The sequence below is a fragment of the Staphylococcus sp. HMSC072E01 genome, assembly GCF_001814125.1.
In the GTDB taxonomy this organism is placed as follows: Bacteria; Bacillota; Bacilli; order Staphylococcales; family Staphylococcaceae; genus Staphylococcus; species Staphylococcus hominis.
In genome coordinates, this window is record NZ_KV814963.1 from 26,828 (window position 1) to 44,271 (window position 17,444).

A 17,444-nucleotide genomic window follows, 5' to 3' on the forward strand; every position below is an offset into this window, starting at 1 on the left:
AAATAATTCATCCAACGTTTTTTTATTTTTCTGAACGTTCAATAATAACATATTTCGCAGCTTCTTCTTCAGTATTATCTAACTGTTTAGGTGCAAATGGAATCCCTTTACGTTCACATGCCTTCTCTAATAAATAATCAGTAAGTTCATGATTTTTCGGTAATATAGGGCCATGCAGGTAAGTTCCTAATAAGTTTTTATAATGAATACCTTCTTTTTTATCATCATCATTATTTCCATACCCAGTTACCACATGACCTAATGTATCAAAGTTATGATATGTACGACCACCGTGATTTTCAAAACCTACTATTGTTCCAAATGTATCACTTTTAATTACGATATCCCCTGTTAAACGATCTGTTTTTGATTTTGTATAAAAGTCTAAAATTCCAAGTCCTTCTAACTCTGTACCATCAGGAGTAATATATTTAGTACCTAAAAATTGATATCCACCACAAATGGTTAAACCTGGCATTCCATCTTCTATTGCATCTTTTAATATTGTTTTAATTTTACTTAACTCTTTAGTAGCGATACTTTGTTCTCTATCACTACCCCCACCAATAAAGAAAATATCGCAATTTTCTAATGTAACTCCCTCAGTTTCATTAATTTCGATAACTTTTAAATTAATATTGCGTTTTTTTGCTCTCTGTTTTAAAGCAATAATATTTCCTATATCACTATATAAATTTAATTTGTCCGACATAAAATGAAAAACTGTTAATTCGTACATATCTAACGTCCTCCTGCAAATGAGCGATTAAGTTGTTCTAACATAGGTGAAAGTGACGTATAATTTGGAATCGCTACTGTAAAGCCTGCATAATTCATAGTTAAAGCTGTAGCTTTATAAATATCTTTCTCTAAAATAATTGGAACATCTACTTCAGCTAATTTCAGTCTAAGTTGTAATTCTTCTGCTCTTGTACCCGTTACAATAATTTTTTCTATATTTTGATTACGTAACTTTTCAAAATCTGCATCGTAAATCCAAGATGTATCTCTGCCATCAGCTGCATTATCATTCAGACTGATAACATATACTTTTTTTTCTTTAAGTTGATCTCCGACTGATAGACTCACATTCATGCCAGCAGGATTTTTAGCTAAATTAATCATTGCTTCTTTTTGACCACGTTTAAAGTATTGCATTCGGCCATTATTTGAAGTGTATGTTTTAAATCCTTTACGAATTGCATCATTATTTAAGCCTAATTCTTTTAATACTGAATATGCAGCAAGTGCATTAAAAGCATTAAAATCACCAGCAATTTTCATTTCAAAGTGTGCATCGTTCACATCCATATCAATAAATGGCTGTACCTCAAATTGTGAAACCTCATATTTAGGTGTTTCACGCTTAAATCCACATTCACAATGATAATGTCCTAATTGATTATAATGGGTATAATCATAAGTTAATAATCTACCACAATTCGGACAATATTTACTTTCATTCATAGTACTTTGTTCAAATTCATGTGCATGGGCTTTCATTCCGTAATATACAATTGTATCACTCGCTATTTTCAAACGACTTACAAATGGATCATCGGCATTTAAAATTAATTTAATCCCTTTATTACTAATTGATTTTGCAATATTATTAACCATAATATCAATTTCACCAAATCGATCCATTTGGTCGCGAAAGAAATTAGTAAATACCATCATTGAAGGTGTAACTTCTTTTAATACTTTTGGAATTGAACCCTCATCAATTTCAATAACCGCTACTTTAATACCTTTTACATTTTTCATGATGAATGCCGAGGTAATTCCAGCAGCCATGTTAGCACCTTCATTATTATGTATAATTTCAATACTATTTGCTTTTAAAGTGTGCCCAATCAAATTGGAAGTTGTTGTTTTTCCATTTGTTCCACTGATAAAAACAATATCATCAACTTGTGAAGCTAACTTTCGTAAAATATTTTGATCTACTTTGCGAGCAATTTGACCTGGTAAATCAGTTCCTTTTTTTCCTGCTACGATACTTATCTTGCGTGCTAATTTAGCCAAGTGTGTTGCTGTCCATTGTCTCATGTCTTTCCTCCTCGCATAATTCACTCGAGTAATTATACCATGTATCTAAAGTAACAAAAAATATTCTCAATTAAAAGTAACTAAATACACTTCTAATTATAACTTTTTCACTTTAAATTCCGTATTTATTTTTTTACTTTGTTATTTATAGATTATGAAAAAAAGCAATTATTTATATTTAAACCGTACTTTCTGTTAAACTGTGAATAATTCAATTTAAGTATTTAGAAAGGAATATAGAATGGTTAAAAATTCATTTATAGCTTTGGATTTTGAAACTGCAAATAAAAAAAGAACAAGTATTTGTTCTGTTGGCATGGTAAAAGTAGTAGATAACGAAATAGTCGAAACGTTTTACACGCTTGTTAATCCTCATGACTATTTTTCAGAAACACATATTCATGTTCATGGTATTCATCCTAAGGACGTTAAAGATGCGCCAGATTTTAAAGAAGTCTTTCCATATATGTTGCAATTTATAAATCAATTACCCGTAGTGGCACATAATGCTGCTTTTGATATGGGTGTATTATATCAAAGCTTAAAACATTTAAACATAGCTGTTCCCTCACTTACCTATTTCTGCTCGTATCAACTTGCTAGACGTACGATCAAAGCTTATCGATATGGATTAAAACATCTAATGAACCATTACAACTTAAATTTTCATGGTCATCATGATGCCCTAAATGACGCAAAAGCTTGCGCAATGATTACTTATAGATTATTAAAACACTATGATAGCTTACAAAGTGTGCTTCAATTTCATGGTAAAAATTTAAAAGATAGAAATAGGTAATTTAAAACGTCTTATCTATCTCTATCTTTAAATGAAATCATAAATGGTCATATTTTGATATGTTGATTGCTCTAGATGACCTACTGTAACACCAATTAATCTGATAGGTACATCAGGGTCTTTTAATTCATGATATAAATCATAAGCTATATTATAAATATCGATGTCTTTACTTACCGCTTCTCTCAAACTTCTTTGTTTAGAATATGTTTCAAAGCGATGCGTTTTAATTTTGACAGTAACTGTTGTGCCAGACTTTTGCAATTGAGTTAATCGTTCAGATGTTTTACCAGAAAGTTCCCATATTTTTTGTAGAATCTCTTCATCATCATTAATATCTGTTGAAAAAGTACGTTCTGTTCCTACTGACTTACGAATCCTACTTGCCTTTACTTCACTATCATCAATTCCTCTTACTTTTTGATAAAGTCCTCGTCCTTTTTTTCCAAACCAGCGAATCAATTCAAATTCCGATTTGCTATATAAATCTTTACCAGTATAAATATCATGTTCATGCATGATTTTTTTAGAAGCTTTTCCAACGCCTGGAAAATCGCCTATATCTAAGTTCATTAGTATGTCATGCACATTCTGATAATGAATAACCATCATTCCATTAGGCTTATTCATTCCACTAGCTAATTTAGCTAAATATTTATTATAAGAAACACCAGCAGAAGACGTTAAACCTGTTTTATTGAAGATATCTTTACGTATGTTTGAAGCAATTTTTGATGCTGATCGATGAGGTTTAACTAAATGGGTAATATCTAAATACGCTTCATCTAGTGCTAAAGGCTCTACAATCTCAGTATACTGTTTAAAAATTTCCATTATCTTACTTGAAACTTCCCGATATACATCAAATCTTGCTCTAACATAGTACCCATTCGGACATAGTTTATGTGCTTGCGACATAGGCATTGCTGAATGAACTCCATATTTACGTGCTTCATATGAAGCGGTTGAAACGACTCCTCGATGACTTGCTTTTCCACCTACAATGACAGGTTTTCCTTGTAATTTAGGATTATCTCTCATTTCTACCTGAGCGTAGAAACAATCCATATCAATATGAACGATTCTCCTTTCTGTCATTGTCTCACTCCTTTTTAAATAAAATAAGCCTCAATACTATTATACTGCACCCTAAAAGAAAACACTTTATAAATGCATTTATAATAATATTAAGACTTATGCAGATGTTTATTCATAGTCATTATTTATAGATATAGGCAAATGATGATACATAAAGATACCTTCATCAGTAGAACGAATATATTTAAATTTGTTAATAATTGTTATAGCTGTTAGATAAATATCAATCAAACAATACCCGATGTGTATGCTTGATATAAATATAATAGAAGAGTAAGCAAAGTGATAAAATGAAATCATTAACCCTATTGTAATGATCACTAATGGCGCAAGCATGACTGCACAAAATTGCCATTTATTAAAGTATTTAGATGACAAATAAATGAGCAAAATTCCATTTTTATATTTAAGTTGTGGTTTCTGCCCTTTAGAAAAAATAAAAAATAAACATTTATGTATTAATTCGTGAATAATTAATACTCCAATAAAACCAAGTATTCCATAAATGACATTTGTCAAAAAACGTTGTTCAATAATATCAACATAATTAATTGCCCACTTATATGTAACTAAAATTGCAAATAACATCATAACAACTTGAATGGTAAGTAATTTTGATATTTTGATTCGATTGTGTGATAAATCAATTTTGTGCATCTGTCAACCTCCACCCATTTCGCTAAAACTCTTCCATAGTATACATGTAGAAGTGTTAGAATGAAAGCGATTATACATAACTTAAACCCTTTGTAATCTTATTTTAATAAACTTCTCCTCATTTACTTTAATTTAATTACAATGTTTTTCTTTCGAATAAGGCCACAGTTTCAATATGTGTTGTATGTGGAAACATATCGACTGGTGTTATTTCTTTTAAATGATATAGATTAGCTAAAAGCTGAGCATCTCTTTGTTGTGTTGAAGGATTACATGAAATATAGATAATACGTTTAGGGGCTAACTCTAATAATGTTTCTATAAAGACTTGATCGCATCCTTTTCGTGGAGGATCGACCATGATAACATCAGGTTCTATTCCTTTTTGTTTCCATTCAATTATCACTTCTTCTGCTTTACCACATTCGAACGTTGTATTATCAAAATGATTAATTAAAGCATTTTGTTTAGCATCTTGAATGGCTGATGGCACAATTTCGACACCATATACATGTTTAGCCACTGGTGCCATGTAAAGCCCAATCGTTCCTATACCACAATATGTATCTAAAACAATTTCATTTCCACTTAATTGAGCATAGTCAATCGCTTTCTGATATAATTTTTCTGTTTGAACAGAATTAATTTGATAAAACGATTGATCACTAATTTCAAAAATAGTTTCACTTAACTGATCTGTAATTTTATCTTTTCCATATAAAGTCATCGATTGCTTACCCATTATGACATTTGAATGTGAATTATTAATATTTTGTTTAATACTTGTTATGTTAGGATATACCTCTGTTAGTCTATGTACTAGGGTTTCAGCTTCTTTAAATTTAGAACCATTTGTTACAAATATAATCATAACTTCATTTGTATAATGACTTGTTCGAATGACTACATGACGTAATAACCCTTTTTTATTTTTTTCATTATAAATGCTTACATTCAATTCATTTAACCACTGTTTTATATCATTCATTAGTTCTTGTTGTTTTTCATCTTGAATTAAGCAACTATCCATATCAATGATGTCATGACTTCTTTGACGGTAATATCCCATTATCGTTTTATTATTTTTATCTTTACCTACAGGAAGCTGGGATTTATTTCTATATCGCCATGGATGGTCCATACCAATAGTATCGTGAATCACTGTTTCCTCTAATTTCGCCTTTTTATGAAATAAATTCACAACTTGTTGTTTTTTCATTTTTAGCTGAGATTCATAAGACATATGTTGTAACTGGCATCCTCCACATTTCTCATAATATATACAAGGAGGTATTACTCTTTGCTCACTTTGTTTTAGTACTTTTATTAGTTTACCAATAGCAAAGTTTTTCTTTACTTTAATTACCTTAAATTCTACTTCTTCATCAATTAACACATTAGGAACAAAAATAGGATAACGATCTAATTTAATCACACCATGTCCTTCATGTGTTAAATCGATCACTTTTCCTTTTATTACATCATTTTTATTAATCATCACAATTATTTTTTCACTCCATATGAAAAAGAGGTACGTATAACTTCTTACCTTTTCAAACCCGAAATTATAGATAACCTCTTTTTAACTTCTTATTTCATTTTCCCTAATCCGTTTATTTCTTAAATACTTTAATTATTTTCTGAGAGCTCACTATTATAAATATCTTTAGGCGTACAAACTTCAATATGCTGTTTTAAATTTAAAAAGTTTGCAGGTAATTTACCACCATATTCTCCATCTACATTTAATTGCATATCTGTAAATGATGAAATATTAATTGATTTTGCTTTTTTATATATTACTTTAGGATGTTTGGTATGTTCACCTCTAGAAGCTAATGTCATGATATGGCCTAATTCAGCTAAGTTTGCTTTCTCAACGATAATTAAAGTATAATACCCATCATCTAACTTAGCATCAGGTACGAGTTTTTCAAAGCCTGCCATTGAATTGGTAAGCCCTAGTAAGAATAACAGTGCTTCCCCTTGGAATACTTCATTATCATATTCAATTCTCAAATCGACTGCCTTCATTTGCGGCAACATTTCGAACCCTTTTATATAATAAGCAAAAGGTCCAACAATAGATTTTAAGCGACTAGGTGTTTCATAGGATACCTGTGTGAGCTTACCTCCAGCAGCTAAATTTATAAAATATCGGTTATTCATTTTTCCGATATCTACTTTTGTCGTATGACCTTTAATAATAACATCTACTGCACCCATAATATCATTTGGTAAATGTAAAGCTCGTCCAAAATCATTCACTGTACCCATAGGTATAATACCTAATTTAGGTCTATTGGGTTGTTCAGCAATTCCATTTACAACTTCATTTAAAGTGCCATCACCGCCAGCGGCTATAATAATATCATAGTTTTGTTCAAGTGCACGTTCCGCTTCAAGTGTAGCATCTCCTTCTCGTTCAGTTGCATAAGCACTTGTTTCATAACCTGCACGTTCTAATTTTATTAAAACATCTGGTAAAGTACGTTTAAATAGCTCCTTTCCAGAAGTTGGATTATAAATGATTCTTGCTCGTTTTCTCATAAGTTATCCCTCTACTTTTTTTACATAACACTATATTAAATGATTTATGAATGAGTTAAAAGTATTTATACCAATTCTTTTAAATTTTTGTGGGCATCATTTGTTGTAAGAAACTAACCGAAGTAAAGCATATCTCATTCTTTTGACACTAGGAACAAACTAAATACTGTGCTTATCTATCCTATTGAAATCCAATAGCTTTTTCTCTAGAAATATGAATAAAAAACTGTTCACAATCTTAAACGCTTTGTGAACAGTTTAGCTTAAACTTATATTTAATACCTCATATGAGATGAGCTATTATCTTTTATCCAATTCTTGTTTTAATAATTGATTGACTTTTTGAGGATTAGCTTGACCTTTTGAAGCTTTCATAATTTGACCCACTAAGAAGCCCATAGCTTTACCTTTACCATTTTTATAATCTTCAACAGATTGTGGATTATTATCTAAAGCTTCATTAACAAATTTTAATAATGTAGCTTCATCTGAGATTTGAACTAAACCTTTATCTTCCATAATTTGTTTAGCATCTCCACCATTTTCAGCTAATTCTGGGAATACTTTTTTGGCAATTTTACTACTCATTGTTCCATCTTCAATAAGCTTAATCATTCCAGCAAGATTTTCAGGAGTTAATTTTGTATCTGCTAAATCTACTTGATGTTTATTAAGATATTCATTAACGCCACCCATCAACCAGTTAGATGTTAGTTTAACATCTGCGCCATGTTCAATCGCACCTTCAAAGAAATCAGACATTTCTTTAGTAAGTGTTAATACATGCGCATCATATTCAGGTAAGCCTAATTCATTAACATATTTAGCTTTACGTTCGTCAGGCAATTCTGGAATAGTTTGTCGCACACGTTCTTTCCACTCATCATCGACATATAAAGGTACAATATCTGGTTCCGGGAAGTAACGATAATCATCAGAACCTTCTTTAACACGCATTAAAATAGTTTTACCAGTTGATTCATCAAAACGACGTGTTTCTTGACCAATCGTACCACCGTTTAATAATTCTTCTTCTTGACGTTTTTCTTCATATTCTAAACCTTTTCTCACATAGTTAAATGAGTTTAAGTTTTTTAATTCAGTTTTAGTACCGAATTCTTTTTGACCGTAAGAACGTAATGAAATATTAGCATCACAACGTAGTGAACCTTCTTCCATTTTACAATCAGATACACCAGTATATTGGATAATTGAACGTAATTTTTCTAAATAAGCATATGCCTCTTTAGGAGAACGAATATCTGGTTCAGATACAATCTCTATTAATGGTGTACCTTGACGGTTTAAGTCTACTAAAGAGTAACCATCTTTATGAGTTGATTTACCTGCATCTTCTTCCATATGAAGACGAGTAATACCAATACGTTTCGTTTCACCATCAACTTCAATATCAATATATCCATTTTCACCGATTGGTTGATCAAATTGAGAAATTTGATATGCTTTCGGATTATCTGGATAAAAATAGTTTTTGCGATCAAATTTAGAATTTGTAGCAATGTCCATATTTAGAGCCATTGACGCACGCATCGCCCAATCTACTGCTCTTCTATTTACAACAGGTAAAACACCCGGATAAGCTAAATCAATAACATTAGTGTTTGAGTTAGGTTCAGCCCCAAAATGTGCTGGTGATGGAGAGAACATTTTTGAGTCTGTTTTTAATTCAACGTGAACTTCAAGTCCGATAACTGTTTCAAAATGCATTATTTCCACTCCTTATAATTTTTCGTATGCGTCGTGTAAGTTAAATTGTGTTTCATATTGATATGCCACACGATATAATGTTTTCTCATCAAATGGTTTACCAATAAATTGTAAACCGATTGGACGTCCGTTTGATTGGCCACATGGCACAGAAATGCCAGGTAAACCAGCTAAGTTAACAGGCGTAGTTAATAAGTCATTTGCATACATTGTTAAAGGATCATCAATTTCTTCGCCTAAATTAAACGCCGTTGTTGGAGCTGTAGGCCCTACAACAACATCATAATTTTCGAATACTTTATCGAAGTCATTTTTAATTAATGTTCTAACTTTTTGAGATTTATTATAAAATGCATCATAATAACCAGAACTTAATGCGAATGTACCTAAGAAGATACGACGTTTAACTTCGTCTCCAAAGCCTTCCGAACGAGACATTTTGTATAATTCTTCTAACGTTTGCGCTTCTTTTGAATGGTAGCCATAACGAATACCATCGAAACGTGCTAAGTTTGCAGATGCTTCAGATGATGCAATTACATAATAAGAAGGAATACCATATTTAGTATTTGGTAATGACACTTCATCAACTTCTGCACCAAGTGACTTTAATGTTTCTACTGCTTGTTTTACAGAAGTTTTTACTTCCTCGTTAACACCTTCTCCTAAGTATTCTTTAGGAAGTGCAATTTTAAGACCTTTGATGTCTTTACCAATTTCAGAAGTAAAATCAACATCTTCAACCGGTGCACTTGTAGAGTCATTTTTGTCTACGCCTGCAATTGCTTCTAATACCATCGCATTGTCTTTAACATTACGAGTAATTGGTCCAATTTGATCTAATGAAGATGCAAAAGCAACTAAACCAAAACGTGATACACGGCCATATGTAGGTTTCATACCTACTACACCACAATATGCAGCTGGTTGTCTGATTGATCCACCAGTATCAGAACCTAAACTAAATGGTACTAATCCTGCTGCCACTGCTGCAGCTGAACCTCCAGAAGATCCCCCTGGCACTGCTTGATGATCAAATGGATTTACAGTTTTTTTGAAATAAGATGTTTCGGTAGAACCACCCATTGCAAATTCATCCATATTTAATTTACCAATTAATACTGCATTTTCTTGATGTAATTTATCCATCACTGTTGATTCATAAATCGGTACAAAACCTTCTAACATTTTACTTGCACAAGTTGTCTCGACATCTTTAGTGATAATATTATCTTTAATTCCCATTGGAATTCCAAATAATTTACCTTCAAATTGATCTTTAGCTTGTAACTCATCTAATTCTTTAGCTTTTTTAATTGCATTTTCTTTATCTAAAGCTAAAAATGATTTAATTGTTGGATCTGTTTCTTCAATAGCATCATAAATATCTTTAACTACTTCAGAAGGTTTAATTTCTTTATTCTTAATCATTTCTGAAAGTGTTTCAACAGATTCATAGCGAATACTCATCTTAAGCGTCCTCCTCATTCATGATAGCTGGTACTTTAAATTGACCATCTTCTGTTTCTTTCGCATTTTTTAATGCAAGTTCTTGAGGAATACCCTCGATTGCTTTATCATCACGTAACACATTTTGTAAATCTAAGACATGATATGTTGGTTCCACACCTTCAGTATCTGCTGAATCATTTTGCTTTGCAAAATCTAAGATACTTTCAAGTGTATTAGCCATTTCTTCAGTTTCTTCAGGAGAAATTTGAAGTCTTGCTAAATGTGCTATATGTTCAACTTCTTCACGTGTAACTTTAGTCATTATTAAAAAAGCCTCCTTATTACTCATTCATCATAAAATTGTATCAAATTTTCAGTTAAAAATCTAAATATTTATTATGATACTCGGTGTATTAACTATTCTTAGCAAAGTTAAGAATTAAAACAACTTTCTTATGTAACTCATTTACATAGTTACCTATAAATATACATTAATTTCTATTAATAATTTATTAATATTAACGTTATATAATAAAATGAATTATTTTTTATCTATACTCTAATTCTTGTTAACGCTTATAATTACATTGAAATAAACTGTTATTTATAGATAAAATTTTACTTCTCTAATCTATAAATATCATTGTATAATATTACATGTAACTAATTTAAAAGTCGTCACTTCTTTTTCTCAGTACAATGTTGTTGAAAAACATAAATTTAAAAGTTTTAAAGGGGGTAATTACAATGTTTGTATTAGGTGCAAATTTAGGTACTCATGCTAACACAAGCTGGCAGACTTATATTATGATTGCAATCTATTTTATTATTCTGCTGGTGATTGGTTACTATGGTTATAAACAGGCAACTGGCAATTTAAGTGAGTATATGTTAGGTGGGAGAAATATAGGCCCATATATTACTGCTTTATCAGCCGGTGCTTCAGATATGAGTGGTTGGATGATTATGGGACTTCCAGGGTCAGTTTATAGCACAGGTTTATCGGCAATATGGATTACGATTGGTTTAACTATTGGTGCCTATGTTAACTATCTCGTTGTTGCACCAAGGCTTAGAGTATATACAGAAGTTGCTGGAGATGCAATTACGCTCCCTGATTTTTTCAAAAACCGTCTTAATGATAAACATAATATCATTAAAATTATTTCTGGTCTTATTATTGTTATTTTTTTCACTTTGTATACGCACTCTGGCTTTGTTTCTGGAGGTAAATTATTCGAAAGCGCATTTGGATTAAATTATCATTTGGGACTGATTTCAGTCGCAATTATCGTTATTTTATATACCTTTTTCGGAGGATATTTAGCTGTTTCTATTACTGACTTTTTCCAAGGGGTTATCATGCTTATCGCAATGGTAATGGTACCAATAGTTGCTTTGATGCAACTTAGTGGATGGGATACATTCCATCAAGTAGCTGAAATGAAACCAACTAATATGGATTTATTTAGAGGTACTACTTTTTTAGGTATGATTTCATTATTTGCATGGGGATTAGGTTATTTTGGTCAGCCTCATATTATTGTACGATTTATGTCTATTAAATCTCACAAACTTTTACCTAAAGCACGACGCTTAGGAATAAGTTGGATGACTGTAGGTTTACTTGGAGCTGTGGGTATAGGGTTAACTGGAATTGCTTTTATTTCGAAAAATCATATTAAAATGGACGATCCAGAAACATTATTTATTATCATGAGCCAAGTTCTTTTCCATCCTTTAGTAGGTGGATTCTTACTTGCCGCCATTCTAGCTGCTATTATGAGTACAATTTCTTCACAACTATTAGTGACTTCAAGCTCACTTACAGAAGATTTCTATAAGCTCATTCGCGATGAAGAACATGCTCAATCACATCAAAAAGAATTTGTACTGGTAGGCAGATTGTCTGTGTTAGCTGTGGCCATTGTAGCTCTTGCTATTGCATGGTCTCCTAATGACACCATATTAAACCTAGTCGGAAATGCTTGGGCAAGTTTTGGTGCAGCGTTTAGTCCACTTGTTCTTTTTTCTTTATATTGGAAAAAACTAACACGTGAAGGTGCGATAAGTGGTATGATTGCTGGAGCTCTCGTAGTCATTATTTGGATTGTCTGGGTTAAACCACTTGCTAATATTAATGAACTATTTGGCATGTATGAAATTATACCTGGTTTTATTAGTAGTGTGATCGTTACATACCTTGTTAGCATCTTCACCTATAAATCAGACTATTCTATTGAACAACAGTTAAATCAAGTTAAAACAATTATTCGCGAAAAATAAATTAATTTATTGAAAATTAAAAAGAGGCTATGACACAACGTGTCACAACCTCTTTTTAATTAATTACTATAAATATGGACTTGTGGGTCTTTGTCATCTTTTGTTTTACTAATAAGTGCTCTTGAATTGTTACCATCTTTTATACGAATTTCGTAACTATCTATATTATCAAAATATTTTTTAGCTTGTTCTGTTACATATTGTGTAATTCCTATTGTTTCAGCTTGACCATAGTAATCGATTGGCAAATCAATCACTAGTCTATTAGGTTTCTTATCAACAAATTTCACTTTTCCAATTGCTTGAGTAAAATTAGAGAAATAAGATTGAAGATCGTCATTAAATTGCTTAAAGTTATTATTTAGATTTTTGTCATATTTTTCTGCTTCTGTTGAAGGTAAAAGTGCTGAAATCTCATCAATTTTATTCCATTTATTAATTTTAGTTTGTTTGTCATCAACAGTAGTATTAGCAATAAAGTGTCCTGGCGTAATTGCATCTTGACTCGATTGAACGTATATTGCAAAGTGAATTGGAATATTTTTCAAATCTTTATTTGCTCTAAGGCGTGTAAGTAACTCTTGAGCCATTGCTTTACCTTGTTTTTCAATTTCCTTATTATCTAGCGATTTGCTATATGTTTCTCCATCTTTTTCTTTTTGATAATAATAGACACTATTCATAGCAAGACCAATTGTTATGCCTTTAATTTTTTTTCCTTTTGTATCATTTGTATCATAAAAATCTTGTTCTAAGATATTAGATAAATAAGCAGGAGAGCTTTCTGCTATTTTTTCTGGTTTAGTTTCGCCATCATGTGATGGATTAAGACCTAAATTTTCAGTAGCTTTTTTTGATTCCTTTTCACTTTCACTCATGTTATCAATTTCGTCTTTAGAATACTTGGGATTTAAATATGCGTTAACTGTATCTTTGTCTAAATACTGCCCATCTTGATATAAAAAATTATCAGTTGGAAATACAGACTTACTTAGATGTAATAAACCATTTTCGAAATCTTCACCGTTATAGCTATTAGCCATATTATCTTGTAATACTCCACGAGCTTGGCTTTCTTTAAATGGTAAGATTGTACGATAATTATCTCCTTGAACTTCTTGATCAGTGGCAACTGTTTTCACATTATTTGAATTTTGTTCTTGTTGCTTATTATTTGACTGACTATTTTTATCATTCCCATTGCCACACGCTGTCAATATCATAAGCGACGTTATAACTAACAATAATAACCGCTTCATTACGTTCTCCTCTATTCTGTTATTTCATTTTGTTTTTCAATAAATTGTGATTCGGACCATATTTCTGTACCAAATTGTTCAGCTTTAGACAATTTTGAGCCAGCATCTTCACCAGCTATTACTAAATCTGTACTTCTAGTTACACTACTTGTTACTTTAGCACCTTGCATTTCTAACCATGTTGTTGCTTCTTTACGTGTCATTTGTTGTAATTTTCCAGTAAGAACAATAGTCTTATTTTGAAATTCTGGATGTCCTTCAATTTCAGAGGATTTAACACCTTTATATGTCATGTTGACATTTTTATCTTTTAATTTTTCAATAAGTGCTTTAATATCCTCATTATCTAGATACGTTACTACAGATTGTGCTAATTTATCTCCAATATCATGAATCGCTACCAGTTCTTCTTCTGTTACTTTAAGTAAACGATCCATGGTTTCAAATTTCTCTGCTAAAATTTGACTTGCTTTGGCGCCAAGATGTCGTATACCTAAGCCAAATAATAAATGTTCTAAAGAATTTTGTTTTGCATGTTCAATAGCGCTTAATAAGTTTTCTACTTTTTTTGTGCCCATTCGTTCTAAAGGCAATAAATCTGCTTTAGTTAAATAGAAAATGTCACCTACATCTTTAATAAGCTGATGATGATACAGTTGCTGAATAATTTTATTTCCTAGTCCGTCTATATTCATCGCTTGTCGAGAAACAAAATGAATCAATCCTTCCACAAGTTGAGCTTGGCATTTTGGATTGATACATCTAAGTGCAACCTCTCCTTCAATACGCACTAATTCATGACCACAACTTGGACAATGCGTTGGCATATGGTATGGTTTTGCATCATTTGGACGACGGTCAATAATACTTCTTACGACTTCAGGAATAATATCTCCAGCCTTTTTCACTATAACGCTATCACCGATTCTAATATCACGTTCTTTAATTAAATCTTCATTATGAAGCGATGCTCTTGAAACTGTAGTACCCGCAACACGAATAGGTTCTAAAATGGCTGTCGGTGTAACGACGCCAGTACGTCCTATACTTAATTCAATATCTTTAAGTTCTGTGACAACCTCTTCAGCTGGAAACTTATAAGCTATTGCCCAACGTGGAGATTTTTGAGTAAATCCCATTTCATCTTGTTGATCAAGATCATTCACTTTAATAACAATTCCATCAATATCATAAGATAGCTGTTCACGTTGTTTAGTCCACTTTTTAATATATTCTAGTACACCCTCTATATCTTCTACGCGTGCACGTTCATGATTAGTTTTAAACCCTAAACGATCTAATTCATCTAATGCATCACTTTGAGTAGTAGCGCTAAAATCTGTAAAATCATTTACACTATATAAAAAGACACTTAGTTTACGTTTAGCAGCTAATTTAGGATCTAATTGTCTTAAAGAACCTGCTGCTGCATTACGTGGATTAGCAAATGGTTGTTCTTCATTTTTTTCTCTCTCATCATTCAATCTCATAAAGGAACGACGTGGCATATATGCTTCTCCACGAACTTCAACATTTAAAGGTTCTTTAATTTTAAGAGGAATCGCATGAATAGTACGTAGATTTTCTGTAATATCTTCTCCTGTGGTCCCATCTCCTCGCGTTAATCCCTGCACAAATCGTCCATCTTCATACTTTAAAGAGACTGCTAAACCATCAATTTTTAGCTCACACATATATTCCACGTTACCAATATGTTCTCGAATACGTTCATCAAAACGTCTTAGTTCTTCCTCATTAAAAGCATTACCTAAACTAAGCATAGGTGTTTCGTGATTTACTTTTTCAAATGATGATTGAGCTTCTCCACCAACCCTAACCGTTGGAGAATCGTCAGTTTTTAGTTCAGGATGTGCATTTTCAATATCAATTAATTCACGTAATAATTTATCATATTCACTATCAGGTACAGAAGGATTATCTTTCACATAATATTCGTAACTATATTGATTTAATAAATCATGCAGTTCATTGACACGATTTTGAATGTTATCCATTTACTAATCCTCCTTTTTTTCGATGGGCGCAAATTGAGCTAATAAACGCTTAGGACCTTCAGATTTAAATATAATATCTAGTTCAACAGAGCCATTTTTTTCACTTACATTGCTCACCATACCTTCGCCCCATGATTTATGTGTCACTTTATCTCCTACCTTCCAATCTGAAGCAGATACTTGTTTTTTAGTAGAAGTCGTACGTTTACTAAAACCACGTTTTGACGGTGTAGTTGACTTAGAAGTGATTGTTTGTCGTTTTGATCTTGCTGGTGTTTCTAATAATTCTTCAGGGATTTCTTTTAAGAAGCGTGATGGTATATTTGCTTGTGAACGTCCAAATAACATACGAGAAGTCGCATGTGTAATATATAACACTTCTTCTGCACGTGTGATGGCTACATAACAAATTCGTCTTTCTTCTTCCATCTCATGGTCATCATCACTTTTAATTGCTCTAATATGAGGGAAAAGTGATTCTTCCATACCCATTAAGAATACAATTGGGAACTCTAATCCTTTAGCAGAATGCATGGTCATTAACGTTACACCACTATCAATTTGTGCTTCATCAATATCTGCAACAAGTGATAAATCAGTTAAAAAGTTAATCAATGATTGTTCTTCTAAAGGTGTATCTTTTTCATAGTCTTTAGGTACAGACATAAATTCATCAATATTTTCAAGACGACTACGTGATTCAATTGTTTGTTCACGTTCTAACATTTGACGATAACCTGATTTTTCAAGTATTTCCTCAACAATCTCACTAATTTCTAAAAATTCTTGTTCTTTAATTAAGTTTTGAACCATTTCATAAAATTGTATACATTCTTGAGTTACTTTTTTAGAGAGCCCTATAAAATCCACTTCTCCTAATGCATCAAACATACTAATATTGTTATCTAGCGCATATCGTTGAATTTTATCAACTGATGATGGCCCTATCCCTCTTTTAGGAACATTAATAATTCTTTGAAGACTAATATCATCATTACTATTTGCCACTATTCTTAAATAACTTAACAGATCTTTGATTTCTTTACGATCATAGAACTTTTGACCTCCAACCATCGTATAAGGAATATTTGATTTCATAAATGTTTCTTCTAACACACGTGATTGTGCATTTGTTCGATACAAAATTGCCATATCATTATAGTCTTTTCCAGATTTACGATGTTTAATAATTTCACGAACTACATATTCTGCTTCGTCACGTTCAGTTATCGCTTCATAATATTTAATTTTTTCTCCACCATTATTTGCGGTCCATAACCCTTTAGGCTTCCGTTCAGTATTATGTTTAATCACTTCATTTGCAGCTGTTAAAATGGTTTTTGTTGATCGATAATTTTGTTCTAGGAAAATAGTCTTTGCTTCAGGATAGTCTTCCTCGAAAGATAATATATTTTGAATATCTGCACCACGCCATCCATATATTGATTGATCAGAATCACCTACAACACATAAATTTTTAAATTTACTTGCAAGTAATTTAACAAGTGTATATTGTGCTTTATTTGTATCTTGATACTCATCTACATG

General features: G+C 31.7%; 14 protein-coding genes. 2 read left to right on the top strand and 12 right to left on the bottom strand.

Annotated elements, in window-relative coordinates; translation table 11 throughout:
- Positions 1–22: 22 nt before the first annotated feature.
- Both HMPREF2953_RS04495 and HMPREF2953_RS04500 read right to left on the bottom strand, forming a co-directional pair.
- Positions 23–739, bottom strand: a complete 717-nt coding sequence (locus tag HMPREF2953_RS04495; RefSeq protein WP_049335630.1) for a lipid II isoglutaminyl synthase subunit GatD — start codon at positions 737–739, stop codon at positions 23–25.
- 2 nt (positions 740–741) lie between these two features.
- On the bottom strand, positions 742–2,052 hold the full coding sequence (locus HMPREF2953_RS04500; protein ID WP_070672017.1) for a lipid II isoglutaminyl synthase subunit MurT: 1,311 nt from the start codon (positions 2,050–2,052) through the stop codon (positions 742–744).
- Between the two features lie 241 nt (positions 2,053–2,293).
- Here HMPREF2953_RS04500 and HMPREF2953_RS04505 point away from each other — a divergent pair, with 241 nt between their 5' ends.
- Positions 2,294–2,851: a 3'-5' exonuclease gene (locus HMPREF2953_RS04505; RefSeq protein WP_070672019.1), complete on the top strand. Its 558-nt coding sequence runs from the start codon at positions 2,294–2,296 to the stop codon at positions 2,849–2,851.
- A 27-nt stretch (positions 2,852–2,878) separates the two neighbouring features.
- Here the strand turns inward: HMPREF2953_RS04505 and dinB are convergent, their stop codons facing one another.
- From dinB to gatC, 7 genes are all read right to left on the bottom strand, one after another.
- Positions 2,879–3,949, bottom strand: coding sequence for a DNA polymerase IV (dinB, locus tag HMPREF2953_RS04510; protein WP_049335637.1), 1,071 nt, complete (start codon positions 3,947–3,949; stop codon positions 2,879–2,881).
- Between the two features lie 108 nt (positions 3,950–4,057).
- A complete protein-coding gene (locus tag HMPREF2953_RS04515) occupies positions 4,058–4,606 on the bottom strand; it encodes a DUF3267 domain-containing protein (RefSeq protein WP_049335641.1) in 549 nt (182 codons plus the stop codon).
- Positions 4,607–4,742: 136 nt separating this feature from the next.
- Positions 4,743–6,104: a 23S rRNA (uracil(1939)-C(5))-methyltransferase RlmD gene (rlmD, locus tag HMPREF2953_RS04520; protein ID WP_049335643.1), complete on the bottom strand. Its 1,362-nt coding sequence runs from the start codon at positions 6,102–6,104 to the stop codon at positions 4,743–4,745.
- A gap of 131 nt (positions 6,105–6,235) precedes the next feature.
- On the bottom strand, positions 6,236–7,156 hold the full coding sequence (locus HMPREF2953_RS04525) for a diacylglycerol kinase (protein ID WP_002450025.1): 921 nt from the start codon (positions 7,154–7,156) through the stop codon (positions 6,236–6,238).
- Positions 7,157–7,456: 300 nt separating this feature from the next.
- Positions 7,457–8,884 (bottom strand): Asp-tRNA(Asn)/Glu-tRNA(Gln) amidotransferase subunit GatB, encoded by a 1,428-nt coding sequence (gene gatB, locus HMPREF2953_RS04530; protein ID WP_070672022.1) that lies wholly within the window; start codon positions 8,882–8,884, stop codon positions 7,457–7,459.
- Positions 8,885–8,896: 12 nt separating this feature from the next.
- Entirely contained in the window at positions 8,897–10,354 is a 1,458-nt protein-coding gene (gene gatA, locus HMPREF2953_RS04535) for an Asp-tRNA(Asn)/Glu-tRNA(Gln) amidotransferase subunit GatA (RefSeq protein WP_070672024.1), read from the bottom strand.
- Position 10,355: 1 nt separating this feature from the next.
- The gene (gene gatC, locus HMPREF2953_RS04540; protein ID WP_002450027.1) at positions 10,356–10,658 is read right to left on the bottom strand and encodes an Asp-tRNA(Asn)/Glu-tRNA(Gln) amidotransferase subunit GatC; all 303 of its coding nucleotides are present in this window, start codon (positions 10,656–10,658) and stop codon (positions 10,356–10,358) included.
- A gap of 425 nt (positions 10,659–11,083) precedes the next feature.
- On the opposite strand from gatC, the gene putP reads away from it, so the two are divergent.
- Positions 11,084–12,622, top strand: a complete 1,539-nt coding sequence (gene putP, locus HMPREF2953_RS04545; protein ID WP_070672026.1) for a sodium/proline symporter PutP — start codon at positions 11,084–11,086, stop codon at positions 12,620–12,622.
- A gap of 59 nt (positions 12,623–12,681) precedes the next feature.
- Here the strand turns inward: putP and HMPREF2953_RS04550 are convergent, their stop codons facing one another.
- The 3 genes from HMPREF2953_RS04550 to HMPREF2953_RS04560 all read right to left on the bottom strand — a co-directional run.
- Complete coding sequence (locus HMPREF2953_RS04550; protein ID WP_049335650.1) at positions 12,682–13,881, bottom strand: CamS family sex pheromone protein; 1,200 nt, start codon at positions 13,879–13,881, stop codon at positions 12,682–12,684.
- Positions 13,882–13,892: 11 nt separating this feature from the next.
- Entirely contained in the window at positions 13,893–15,896 is a 2,004-nt protein-coding gene (gene ligA, locus HMPREF2953_RS04555) for an NAD-dependent DNA ligase LigA (RefSeq protein WP_070672028.1), read from the bottom strand.
- Positions 15,897–15,899: 3 nt separating this feature from the next.
- Positions 15,900–17,444: 3'-5' exonuclease (locus HMPREF2953_RS04560; protein WP_070672029.1), on the bottom strand; the 1,545-nt coding region annotated here is incomplete at its 5' end.